3 protein-coding genes are annotated in these 14023 nt (G+C 47.2%); 2 read left to right on the top strand and 1 reads right to left on the bottom strand.

The annotated features are described in order from the left end of the window. Positions 1-22 precede the first annotated feature (22 nt). Positions 23-6838, top strand: coding sequence for a hypothetical protein (locus ACO6V5_RS01775; RefSeq protein WP_422411611.1), 6816 nt, complete (start codon positions 23-25; stop codon positions 6836-6838). Positions 6839-6928: 90 nt separating this feature from the next. On the opposite strand, the gene ACO6V5_RS01770 is transcribed toward ACO6V5_RS01775, so the two are convergent. Continuing rightward, the gene (locus ACO6V5_RS01770) at positions 6929-7087 is read right to left on the bottom strand and encodes a hypothetical protein (RefSeq protein ID WP_422411613.1); all 159 of its coding nucleotides are present in this window, start codon (positions 7085-7087) and stop codon (positions 6929-6931) included. Between the two features lie 44 nt (positions 7088-7131). On the opposite strand from ACO6V5_RS01770, the gene ACO6V5_RS01765 reads away from it, so the two are divergent. Further along, positions 7132-13974 carry a hypothetical protein gene (locus tag ACO6V5_RS01765; RefSeq protein ID WP_422411615.1) on the top strand — a complete coding sequence of 2281 codons (6843 nt, stop codon included), beginning with the start codon at positions 7132-7134 and terminating at the stop codon, positions 13972-13974. Positions 13975-14023 lie beyond the last annotated feature (49 nt).

Raw genomic sequence — 14023 nt, 5'->3', positions numbered from 1 at the left:
TACTTAGCTCTGAGGTAGTAGAATGACAAGTGCTCGCCTCAATGTATTAAGCCTGGCTGTGGCCGTTGCAATCAGCTCTTCCATCATTGCCAGCCAGGCACTGGGTGATCGCAGGCTGCTAATAAAGTCTGTCGATATTCTGGACAGTGTACACGTAGAGTATACCCAGAGCGAGGTCATGGTTCAGCCAACCTTAGGTGATGACCGACAACCCATACCCAAATCCTTCACAACCACCTACACTTATCTGACTCAAACCAGAGCAGGCTACGAGGTTCCTTCTCAAGGCTTCACGGACGTCCTTTCTGGCATCGAGGGAGGTGTTTCCAGTGTTGATCTGTTTGAAACAGACGAGAATGACGTTGCCCGCAAATACACCAAAGTCCTCAAGGTAGGTAATGAGGGGGTCTTCAGGTTTACCCATAACCTTGCCAAAAAGGAACTGGTCATTGAAGTCAGAAACGAAATGACCGATCAGAATTTAATTGAAGCTATTTTAACTCAATCAGGCGACACCCAACCATTAGAACCCTTAACAAAAGTTGCCAGCCCCGAACTACTAACCGCAGTACTGAAAGGCGTCAGTGGAAGTATAGGAAACCTTGGCGAAGTTGATAATTACGTTGCCCTTGCCACTATTGAAGTAGACGAAGTTAAAGTTGACGGGCGTACCTTCATGCGTCTTATCGCAACCGACGATCAGCCCCCGGATCTGCAACGCCTGGGTCAATCGCTCTTTGTCAATGATGAAGCTCTTTTCGCAGCCGCCACATCTGCCTATACCCAGGTTCATCTTCTGGGGAAGGATTTACAACAGGAAGCCCTGAATGATCTGTTGTCCTACCATAAACCCATCGGCTACGTTGTATACATTGAGGATGACTCACAGGCTTATCCTGTGCCCGCTGGTTATCCAAAGCTGGAAGTGAAACAGGCTCCGGGGGAAGCTATTGTTTTCCATAGTCAGAAGCAGAATCCGACTGACATCGCTTTTGTGGAAAGCCTCTATAACCTCCTTCAAAAAGACATCACTGACAACAGCATTCCTCCGGCAACAGCTCAGGTAGAAAAAGATAAGGTCAAAAGTTACCAGTACGTCATTCGAAGCAGGCAAATGGCATTGCTGGAGGAGATAGCTGTTCAGCTCAATAGTGAGCCTGGCAGAGCAAAACTGATTACGCTTGCATACTATGAATCTCTCCAGCAGGCATTAAGCAGTGCTACTCCGGAAAAAACAGATAACTTTGAATTCGCATCAGGACACATCAGATTGGCTTCGTCAATGGTCACGCCAACCTGGATGCACAGTCAACTCGTAAAACACTTCGGTTTCAAACCCGCCATTAAAAATTTTCTGACCAGTCAGCTCTTTATTCAGAATATTCAGGAAGTAACAACCATTATAAGCCGTATCAACGAAGTGCAGGCCGATGTCTTTGAAGACAACAGAAAGTTTGCTTCCAAAGTCACAGACGACATGGCCAGACAGCTGAATAAGATAGAAAGCGAGCTGGAAGAGCAGCAGCAGGTAAAAGAAGTCAGACTCATCCAGCTTGAAAAGGAGTTAATGCTCATAAGGAACAGAGTCTCTGATGATGTAAAGAGTAAAGTCAGACTTCTTCAACGCAGGAAACAAGTTGAGGATGAGTTTTTAGAGGTTCGTAACCTGATGAGAGGACTGCAAAACCAGTCACAGAAACTTCAGCAGGAAGTCAGAGGAATTCCAAAGCTGGAACAACGCGTACGTGATACCAGAGCAGATATCGCAGCTGTCAGAGCAAATGCCAAAAAAGCATTCAACGCTGAACTGGCAGACGATCTTGGTATTGATGACTGGGATACTAGCAAGCCACTCAAAGAACAAGTCAGACTGATCAGAAAAAAAATTGATGAAGTCTTCAGGCTGACGGCCTCAATGGATCCGCCTGTGGGAGATTCTCCCAAAGAAATACTGGCGGCCCTGGAATTACGGCTTGGTATTTTTCTGGTCACTGAAAAGGATCCGGCTGCCCACTTTGAGTTCATTCAAAGACAATTTCATAAATACGCAGAACAGAACCATGAGGTGCTCCTTGAGAAAATGGGTATCGTTGAAAGAGTGCTGGGTCTGGCTCCGAAAAACAATGATGACCTGATAGGCCGTCAATATGCCATTTATCAGGCCATTGAGCAGTGCCTCAAGCAGTCGACAGTTCCGCTCGACCAGGAACATTCTTTTCCGCAACAGGGCGCCAGAACAGATGCTAAAAAAGAAGCTGAAATCAAAGCCTTCAATGCAGCCACTGCCAGACATTTAAACATTAAGGATTTTGATAGCAATGCAGACATTGACTCTCAACAAAAGCGGCTGTTTCACAGATTTAAGTCACTGAATGCTGCATTAAAGCGTCTTGATGAAATGAATGTTGAACAAGATCAACTGTTTAACAGATTTCAATCAATGAATGCTGCAATCGACGAATATCTGGAAAAGCTGCTTTGGAGTATTCGGAAACCCGATACCAAATACAGTTCGCAAGAAGATGACGTCAAAGTCAAGCAAGATGCTGTGGCAAAAGATTTACCCGTTCCAATGGATGAAGAAAGCACAATAGAACAACGCGACACGCTGATAGAAGGAATACATGGCCGTTCCTACAGTCCTACAAATTCTAAAGAACAACTGGACGACACCAGGAGACCGCCCCCTTCCAAAGCCAGGCCTGAAGTCATCAGAGAGCTGGGAGCTTTAAAAATGGCTTTGCAGAAGCGCCTCGGTGAAGAAAAAGATTTGTATTTCCATAGCATGGTCATTTCTGAAGACATCAAGAAATACATCAGAGAAGCCAGAAAGCATTCAGAGGAAGAAGCCCTGATCGTACTGGAAAACCTGGAAAGTTTATTCAACATCAAAATCAATGAAGGGGATGACAAAGCAGTAAGACTTCAAAGGCTTCGTACAAGGCTTGATGATGGTGGTGATATCACGCCCTATGAGCTGGACGAGATGGACAAGATCCTGTTTTGGGAAGCTGACAGCACTGCTCAGGAGGATCCGGCAGAGAGGGATATCAGACTCGGCAGGTTTCGTGAGCGTCTTACCTTTAAAGTCGAAGAATCGCAGCAACGAGCCAGAGAAAAACAGGCAGAATATCTTGCCACTGTGGAGGATGAGCTAAATATCGATCCTTATGAAAACCCTGCCGCTAAAGAAAGAGGCAGAACTTTGACAACTAAACTGGCCAGTATTCTAGAGGTAAAGTTTGCTGCAGGTGCCAGCCTGTCTGACCATCAGTATGATCTGAGACGCAGAATTAAGGTAGTACGGAATAAAGTAAACACAGCCGTTAAAGATAAAAATGATGAATCTATCAAGAGAGTCTATAACCATAGAATTGCTCATCGACTTAACATTGAAGACTATCAGGATGATGCCACTATAGCCGACCAAAACAGTCTGATTGATGCAAAACTCCAACAGCTGGACAAAGACGTCATTGTAGCGGGCCAGCCTGATATTGATGAACGTATCGCCGCCATTGAAGATGAGCTTGACAGGCGAATGGCTCCTCAGGGATCCAAGCCCCGATTCGTGCTTGATCGTTGTCTGGCTAAAGCCAGACGAGGACTGGAAGAAGCTGAAAGTGAACTGGCAGATGTTAATCGCAAACTGAATGCTATTGGTCACAAACAAGTCGTTTTTGTGAGTCGTGATGACGTTGAACCCATCTCGGATGAAGACGACAGAGCTTTCAATCAGGCCATGAAACAAATTCAGACCGAACTGGGTCTGCCTGTGGGTGATGAGCAAACCCCTGAAGAACGAGTAGACGACATCAGACATTTCATGGGGGAGCAAGGTGCAGATAGACGAGATGAAATCGTTGAGCAACTGGGAGCTGTCGCAAAAGCTCTGAACATCCGGATAAAAGGCGGCCCGGGATCACCGCTAAAAGCTGACTACATTATTGCCATTTCCGCCTCTGCAGAGGCTCATGATTGGGACGAAATCAATGCAGCCGATGAAGCATTGGGTGAACTGTCTTTAACCAGGAAAAAATATTCTCAGGCCAAAGAATTCCTCCATGAGCATGACAGAAAAGCTAAGGACGCAGCATTCGCATTGTTGCAAAAAATTAGTGCACAAGAGAATCTGGATCTTAAAAAGGAGGGGATTAACCGTTTCGGAGACGCAGATCAAAAGGCTAAAACCGGACTTGAAAACAAAATGGCACTGCCGAAGACAGCCCCGGAACAAAAAAGTGACACTGAACCAGAAACATTGAAAACCCCGGAGGCTCATGAGGCAGAGATTAAAGCCACTGAAGATGCCCAGGGTCCTGAACCAGACTTTACTGAGAACAGAAAACGGGTTAATGCCCTGAGAAACAAACCTCAGGTCAGGGAATTCCTGGATAAGCATGACCGAGAAAGTATGGACGCGGCATTAGCAGAATTTCAAAAGAGTATTGCGTTGAAGAATCCGGATCATAGTAGAGAGGAGACTGAGAACGAAATTGAACCGCTGAATGCAGTCCTGAAGAAGAAAAGTGACGCTGCAGCAAAAGCTTTGGAAGTTCTGGAGGCTCATGAAGCGGATATTAAAACCACTGAAGAAGCCGTGGGTCTCAAACCAGGCACCAGTGACATCAGAAAAAGGGTTAATGCCCTTAGAATCAAAAGGGTAGAACTGGGTGGTAATGATGGTCATGGCTGCAAGATTCAGCAACTGATTCAGGAAAAGGCCCGTCTGACATTTGAGAGAGAAGCCTGGAAAGCAGACATTAAGAAAATGACGGAAAACCTGAAGACTGCTCAGGAAGCCGTCGATAATTATCGCGCTCCCTTCCAACACACGCCGAGACAAGTAAAAGTTTTGGACGCTATCCTCGAATTCATGCAGCAGCACCCTCTCAAAAAACAAGCCCTGGAGGCTGCATTTGGCCTGACAGAAGCAGCAATAGAGTACGGAACACCTTTCCTTACAACTTTCCATTTTGACGATGAATTTGCACCCATTCGCTTACAGGCATTGGTCGGAGACAGACTGACGTTTGAGCAGGCCAGTCAGATTGTGGAAGTCTTCAGGATTTTGCAGAGGGACTTCCCGGTAAGCCTTTACAAGCCTCTGGAAAATCAGCCTGTGGATGCGCTGGAAGAACTCGAGTATCTGGTTTTCAGAGCCAGGAATGAGATGGAAACAGGGGCTCAACATTACGACGATGTCATTAAACGCATAGGCTCAACAGGCATTCAACACTTCGGGTACGAAACAGAGAATTTGAAAGGCTTCTCGGAATACTTCGCCAGCCATTCGGTCAGTGGTAACAAGATCATAGCTCTGCTACGGGAGGGTCTGATCAGCAAGGTTGAACTTGAGAACTATATGAAGATCAGCAGAAGTATTGATGGTTATCTGACAGGGAACGAATTTGAACACTTCATTGGCTGTAGACAAGGCGTCCATGTGCATCAGTTTAAAATGGTTGTCCGGATGCTGTCCGACAAGGGTGTTGAGGAATTTATGAAAAGTGCCTTTACACCTGTGCCCACGATCGCAACTGGTCCGGTAGCGATGAAAGAGTCTGTTGCCGGCATGAAAGAGTATGCCACCGCTGTCGTCGCCAACTACATACTTGATGATATTGCCTTTGAAAATGGCCGCAGGACGGCAGCCTATCTGGCCAATATTCAGGATACCCTGACACCTTACGTCAATGCTGCTGACCTGTTTGAGTCAGACCTGATAAAGATTATCCATAGCGTATTGATGCAGGCTCACGCCGCTGCGGTTGAGTACCAGCTAATGGATTACTGGGTCAAACCTTCAGCCTCTCTGGTACAAGCTGTCACCTGGTACTACACCAGCTACAAACCACTACTGGCAGTGACTGGGGCCTGGAAAGCTGCCAAAGCGTCCTTGTTAAGCACGGTGGATCTCTACATTCTGGATCTCACTAACAGGGGTGATTACACGCACAGAATGATCATACCTTTTCAGCACTGGTTGGAACACTACGGTATTGATCTTGACCGAACCGGCCAATATGCCTACCACGGCGGAGTTGAAAAAGTCTCTGAAGTGCTCGGCGGGCTGTACATGCCGTATGGCAGGACTGCTTCTTCAGTCATACTGTTGACAATCGGCTCCAGGTTGTTCACCAGACAGTGCCATGCCAACCCGCATATGTATCGCAGTATTTCCCGTCTGGTGCCCGAAATAGTGAAATCCATAGGTTCCGGACAGGGGGTTCAGGTACCCCTGCTGCACAGGGTAACACCACAAACAGTGAAAACGCTGGCCTCCGCCACAGCCGGTCTGGTTCTGGGCCCGGTTTCCACTGTTGGAGCATACGCTCATGGTCTTATATTCGGAATTACCTACGTTCAAGCGTTAGGAATTGCACTGGCGTCGAGTCTCACTTTCGACTTCTTTATGAACGACAACAAGATGCTCACTCAATGGCTGGGTGGACCCTTGGGCCGAGGTCTCGACAAGATTAATCGCTGGCGGGGCGTGGGTGAAACGCACGATGAATATTTGCAACGTACGGCTGTTGCCTCTCCTCAACGCTTCACTGAAACCGATGAAGAATACGCAAACCGTGTTAAAGCAAACAACACGATGTTCGGCTGGACTCGACATGAAAATTATCTGCAGTTTCGTGAACGCCGTGATCGCACGATGAAACTGTTTGAGAATGGCTGGGAGAAATACTTCAGGGAAAATGTGCCTAAATGGTCGTTTTCCCATGCAGAAAGTATTCCTTACTCCTACACTCTGGGCACCTTCTACAATTGGCAACAGGGCGATGACAAGAAGGCGCCTGTTCATGGTAAGAGAAACGCATCTCAATAAAGCTTTATATCGACCACCTCAGGCGAGCTCGAAACTGATGACAAGTGGGGCAAGCAGGAAAAGTCGCATAAGCGGAAAAGTCCTGTTGAATTAATCAGGCAACAGGCAACGACCTGCAATGACCGCTAAGACGCTAACGTCAAGTGTCACCTTTCCTTCTGAGCCCGACTTCTGAGCCAGCAAAGTCTGAAGCCAATCAAACAAGCGATTAAAAGCCGCTTCCTCATTGGTTGTGGCAATTTGTGGCAATCGATTTTCACAGTACTGAAAATACTTAGCTCTGAGGTGGTAGAATGACAAATGCTCGCCCCAATGCGCTGAGCCTTGCAGTGGCCGTTGCAATCAGCTCTTTCATTATTGCTACCCAGGCACTGGCCGATCGCAGGCTGCAGACAAAATCTGTCGATATTTCCGACAATAAACATGTAGAGTTTACCCACAGCGAGGTCAGGATTCAGCCAACTTTAGGTGATGACCAGCAACCCATACCCAAATCCTTCACAACTACCTACCCTGATCAGACTCAGGCCAGAGCAGGCTATAACGTTCCTTCTGAAGGTTTCACGGACGTTCTTTCTGGCATCGAGGGTGGTGTTTCCAGTGTTGATCAGTTTGAAACAGGTGACAATGACGTTGCTCAGAAATACACCAAAGTTCTGAAGGTTGGTAATGAGGGGATCTTCAGGTTTACCCATAACCTTGCAGAAGAGGAACTGATCATTGAAGTCAGAGACAGGATGACATCCCGGAATTCAATCAGGGCTGTTCGCGCTCAATTGGCCGACACCGAACGTTTAGAACCTCTGACAAAAATTGCCGACCCCGAACAACTGGCCGGAGTATTGAAAGCCGCCAGTGAAAGAGCAGGAAGCCTTGGCGCAGCGGATAAGTACACTGTTCTTGCCTCCATTAAAGTAGACGACGTTGAAGTGAACCGGCGCACCTTCATGCGTCTCGTCGCTTCAGGCGATCAGCCTCCTGAACTGCAGCGGCTGGATAAATCGCTCTATATCAATGATGAGGTTCTTTTAGCCGCAGCCACCTCAGCCTATACCCAGGTTTATGTTCTGGGAGAGATTTTACAACAGGAAGCTCTGAATGAACTTTTGGCATACCAGAAACCTGTCGGATATGTTGTACACGCTGAGGATGAAACAGAGGCTTATTATGTGCCTGATGGTCATCCAAGACTGGAAGTGACACAGACTCCGGGGGAGATTATTGTTTTCCGGGGTCAGAAGCAGAATCCGACCGATATTGCTTTTGTACAAGGCCTCTTAAACCTGAGAGAGGAAGATATCGCTGATACCCCCGCTCCAGCAGTCAGGGTAAAGGTTAAAAAAGACAGGCTCAAAAGCTATCAGTACATCATCCGAAGCAGGCAGATGGCAATGCTTGAGGAGTTTGCTACGGATCTGGCTGCCTATTTCGGTGTTGAATTTAAAGAAAATAAACTGTTGATGCTTGCACGCTATGAAGCGCTTCAGCAGGCATTGACCAGTGCTAATCCCGATAATGCAGATGAATTTGAATTCACACCAGCACATATCAAAGTCGCTTCCTCGGTCATGACGCCAATCTGGATACAGGTGCAACTCGAAAAGCACTTCAACTTCAAACCGTTACTGAGAGATCTTCTGACCAGCGAGCAATTTGTTCAACAAGTTCAGAAAGTTATACCCGTTGCAACGGAATTGTCTGCCGATACTTTTGGAGACGACGCCAGGTTTGCTACCCGAGTCTTTGGCGACATGACCAGACAGCTGCTTGAGATGGAAGACAAGCTGGAGGGGCTGAGTTTAAAAGCAGGCAAACTCGGCGAGCTTAAAAACTTCTTACAGTATTTAAGTGAAATAGCCAATATCAGCGTAGCGAAAAAGCAGAGAGCACAAGAACTCAAGAGGCTAATTGACGAGCAGCTGGAATGGCTTTTTCAAGATTGGAAACACGTGAAAAAATGGGTCGATAAACTTCGCCAGGAAGCCGATCAAATCCCGGAGCTGGAACAACAAGTTCGTGTCGCCAGAGCGAAAGCCACAAAATTTCGCAACTCTCAACTGGCAGCAGAACTTGGCATTGATGACTGGGATGATACCCAGCCCGACAATGAGCAAGAGAGACTCATCATAGAGAGGATTGATGAAATCATCAGAGCAGTTGCCTCAACAGCTGCCGTAACAGAAAAGTCTAAGGAAAAGACAGTTAAAACAAAACTCGCGGCTATTGAGGATCTGCTGGGTCTGGATCCGGATAACCAGGATGATCTGGAAGCTCGTCATCAGGCCATTAATCAGCAACTTGAGCAACGGGTAGCTCAGGCAGGTCATCAAGTTTTTCAGCATCAACAACTGGAAAACCGATTATGGTTAAAGGATCTTCAGGAAGAAGTCAGTCGAATTCCAGCGCTGCAAAAAGAATTTCGTGACTCAATACTGACAGAAAGAGAAGATTACAACACTCAAATGGCAAAAGAGCTTGGTATTGAGAACTGGGATAATACTGAACCACCAGAAGAGCAAGCCAGACTCATCAGACAGAAAATTAATGAAATCAGCCGACCTGTTGCGACAACAGATGCCCCGACAGAACAGCCTCGGGGAGACGCTGTAAAAGCAAAACTGGCAGCCATTGAAAACGAGCTTGAGATTAATCCAGCCAGTGAAAACGATCTGGATGCCCGCTACCATTTTATTCAAGAGCACCTGCAAGAAAAGTTAGAACTCACTGATAAGGCAATCGACAACAGACTGGCTACCATTGAAGATCAGCTCGGACTGATCCCGAATAACGACAATGAGCCGGAAGTCCGTTGCCAGACCATTCAAAAACAATTGAAGCAGAAGCTGAAGCTGGCTCAGGTCGATAAGGAACTTCTTCAGAGCACCGGAACATATACTGAAGAACTGACTGCAGTCAAAGCCCGCTATTTAACCATTGCTGCGCAACTAAACATTGAGGATTTTGACGGCAATGCCGAAATTTTTGCGCAGCAGGATCGCCTGCTTATGAAACTACAGACCATCAATGTTCATCAAAAACACAGGCTTAAGAAACTTGAGGCAATCAATGTTCAGGACGGGATGAAAGAAGCTTCCCTCAAGGTCAGGGAAAATGCTCTGGCGAACATTCTCGGTATAGAGATGAATGAAGAGCGCACATTAGAGGATCGAAGCGCCCTGATAGATGCAGCCTATAGCAAGGTTATCGAGTTTGCAGATTTGCAAGAAAAACTGAAAGACATCAGAACTCCGGGGCACCCCAGAGCCAAACCGGAAGTCCTCCGGAAACTGGGTGCTGTAGAAAAAGCTCTGAAGATGAAAGACCTCAATGAAGAGGACGATGTCTACCACCGTCGTCAGGCTATTGCTGATGACATGCAGACATACATCAAAGAAGCTGCCCAGCGGGCAGAGGAAGAGGCTCTGGAAATACTGGAAACAATGGAGGAAATACTCAACATCAAAGTCAATGAAGATGATGACAAAGCAGCAAGGCTTTGCAACGTGCGCTTAAAACTTGACGGCGAAGATGTTTCAGAAGACCTGCTGGATCAGATACATAATGCCCTCGGAGTAGAAGTCAGAACACTACTGGATGAGAAGGCTATGAAACTCGATTGGCTTCGAGTGCGTCTTGACTATAAAGTCGAGAGTTGGGAGGAGCGAGCCAGAGATCAACAGACAAAATGGCTTAAAGCAATAGAGGAAAAGTTGAACATCAAACCGGATGAAAACGCTTTTGCCAAAGAAAGAGACGAGGTATTGGTTTTTAGACTGGCCAGGGATCTGAAGGTGGAATTAGAAAAAGATACCAACCTGTCTGACCAGAAGGATGTTCTGAAAGCCAGAATTTACGCATTATTGGATGAAGTAAATGAAGTCTATGAAGATGAAAGTGTCAGAAGAGACAGAAATAATGCAATGGCTCGTCAACTCAACGTTGAAGACTATAAGGACGATGCCAGCATCGACGAACAGAACAGTCTGATTGAGCAAAAACTGTACCAGCTGGATGTCGAAGTTAAAAAAACGGCTGAGCCTGATGTCGATGAGCGTATCGCCGCCATTGATGATGAGCTTGACAGGCTAATGGCAGGCCTGGGACCTAAACCCCGATACGTTCTTGATCGTGAACTGGCCACCGTCAGGCGAGCAATAAATGAAGCTGAAAGTGAACTGACAGATGATCATCGTAAACTGGCGACTCTGACTCCTCATCGCAAACCATGGTTGTCTGAGATTCACGATGATGTCCAGCCTGTCTCGAATGAGGACGGCAGGGCTCTCAATCAGGTAACGAAACGAACTCAGAGCAAATTGGTTCTGTATACAGATAATAAGAAAAACCTCGAAGAACGTTTAGACTACCTAACACGTTTAATTGAGATGATCGATGCCAAATTACAAGATCAGGCCATTGATACACTGGAAGCTGCCGCAAAAGATCTGAACATCCAGATAAAAGATGACTTCGGATCACTGAAAGCATCTGGTTATCTCATTAAAGTCTCCACAAGTTCTCATACGCCTGACGAAATCAATACCGTCGATGAGGCATTGGGGGAACTGCCTTTAACCAGGAAAAAGTACTCTCTGATCACGCAATTCCTGCGTGATTACGACAGGAAAATTATCGGTCTGGCCTCTGAACTGATTGGAGTGAATTCTGCACAAGAGAATCCGGATCCTGAAAAGCAGAAGACTACCGATTTTGGAAGCATTGATGAGAAGGCTGAAACCAGAAATAAGAACGAAATAGAGCAGCTGAATCCCACCCCGAGGAAGAAAAGTGAATTTTTTTCAAGAGCGAAAAAAATTCTGTCGGAGAATGAAGAGGCTCTTGAGGTCACTGAAAAAGCCCTGGGCCTCAAGCCAGGTGCTTCTGACACCAGAGCACAACGGCTTATTGCCCTGATGAACAAACAGATAGAACTGGGCGGGATTGATGGTACTGGTGGCAAGATCCAGCAACTGATTCAGGAACAGGCTCGTCTGGAAGCCAAGATTGAAGCCGGGAAAGTAAACATTGAAAGAATGAAGGAAACTCTTAAGACTGCAGAAAACGCCGTCCAGAATGAGGGTGGCCCCTCTCAGTTTACACTGAAGCAGGAAAAAGCCCGCAAAGCTATGCTCCTGTTCATGCAGCAGCACTCTCTCAAGAAGCAGGCTCTGGAAGCCGCAATGGGTTTGGCAGAGTCTGCAGAAAGGAATGGTAAGTTAGTACCCTACCTTGCGACTTTTAATTTTGACGGTGAATTTGCACCGATTCGCTTGCGGGCTATGGTCGGAGACGACCTAACGTTTGATCAGGCCGGACGGATTGTGGAAATCTTCAGGAGTCTGAAGACTCAATCCCCGGCAACCCCACTGGAAGATCAGCCTCTAAGTGCCCTGGAAGAAGTCCAGCGTCTGATGGACAGTGCCAGAATGGAGTTGAAAAAAGGCACACAGCTATACGACGATGAAATCTTTGGCATGGGCTCAGCAGCCATTCATTACGTAGCGCATGAACCAGGGGACCAGAAAAGCTTCCCGGAATACTTCGCCAGCCATTCTGCCAGTGGTAACAAGCTCATCACTTTGCTCCGTGAAGGTTTGATCAGCAAGGTTGAACTTGAGAACTTTATGAAGGCCGTCAGAGGTGTCGATGGTTATGAGGTAGAGGGTGAATTTGGACACTTTATTGCCTGCAGACACGGTGCCGACATTCTTCACTTCTGCAAGGTTGTCAGGATGCTGTCCGACAAGGGTGCTGAGGAGTTTATGCAGAGTGCCTTTATTCCTGTGACCGTGACTGCCCCTAGCCCGGCAGGTATGAAGGAGTCTGTTGCCGGTATGAAAGATTATGCAGCGGCTGTCATCGCCAACTACGTGCTTGACGATATTGCCTTTGAAAATGGCCGCAGGACAGCAGCATTTCTGGCCAATACTCAGGATACCCTGACACCTTACGCCAATGCTGCCGGACTATCGGAATCAGAACTGATCAAGGCTATTCATGACACATTGATGCAGGCTCATGCTGCAGCGGTTGAGCGCCAGCTAAAGGATTACTGGGTTAAGCCTTCAGCCTTTCTGGTACAGGCTGTCACCTGGTACTACTCCAGCTACAAACCTCTACTGGTGTTGGCTGACGCCTGGCAGGCTGCAGTACTATCGCTCACAAACATGTCTTTCCTCTATCTCCTGGACCTGACCAACAGGGGTGATTACACGCACAGGATGCTGACACCTTTCCAGCACTGGATGGAGCGCTACCGTGTTGATCTTGACCGAACTGGCCAATATTTCCGGCACACTGAACTTGAAAAACTCTCTGAACTGGGCGGGCTTGCAATGCCGCTGGGTAAGGCTGCTTCTTCAGTCATTCTGCTCAGAACCGGCTCCATGTTGTTTGCCAGACAGCACCATGCCAACCCCCGGATGTATCGCAGCATTTCCCGTCTGGTACCCGAAATAGTGAAATCCATGGGTTCCGGACAGGGGGTTCAGGTACCGCTGCTGCACAGGGTGACCCCACAAAAAGTGAAAACGCTTGCCTCTGCCGCAGCCGGTGTCGTATTAGGTCCGGTAGCCACAGTCGGATCATACGCCCACGGACTTCTATCTGGGTTCACCTATGCTCAAACCTTTGGATTCGCTCTGGCGTCGAGTCTCGCTTTTGATTTCTTCATGAACGACAACAAGATGCTCACTCATTGGCTGGGTGGACCTCTGGGGCGAAGTCTTGACAGGATTGATCGCTGGTGGGGCCTGGGTGAAACAGACGATGAGTATTTGCAACGCACCGCTGTTGCTTCGCCTCAGGGCTTCAGTGAGACCGATGAAGAATATGCAAGCCGTGTTAAAGCCAACAACACGATGTATGGCTGGACTCGACACGAAAATTACCTGCAGTTCCGTGAACGCCGTGATCGCACCATGAGACTATTTGAGAATGGCTGGGAGAAATACTTCCGGGAAAATGTACCTAAATGGTCGTTTTCCCATGCAGAAAGTATCCCTTACTCCTATACTCTTGGCGCCTTTTACCAATCGCAAAAGGGCGATGATCAGAAGTTTCACAATCATGATAAGAGAAATGCCCCTCAATCAGGCTTTTTACCTGCAACCTCGGCGGCATACAGTCTTGATTAAAAGCTGCTTGTCCGTCCAATCATTTTTCACAGCAATATTTTTCACAGCA

The organism is Endozoicomonas sp. ALD068 (genome assembly GCF_049310145.1).
GTDB lineage: Bacteria > Pseudomonadota > Gammaproteobacteria > Pseudomonadales > Endozoicomonadaceae > Endozoicomonas_A.
Note: the sequence above shows the minus strand (reverse complement) of the source record. Positions and strands in the feature narration are given on the sequence as shown.

Bases quoted from the DNA above. Each gene is read 5' to 3' on its own strand.
- ACO6V5_RS01775 (WP_422411611.1), top strand. From the start codon at position 23: ATGACAAGTGCTCGCCTCAATGTATTAAGCCTGGCTGTGGCCGTTGCA.
- ACO6V5_RS01765 (WP_422411615.1), top strand. From the start codon at position 7,132: ATGACAAATGCTCGCCCCAATGCGCTGAGCCTTGCAGTGGCCGTTGCA.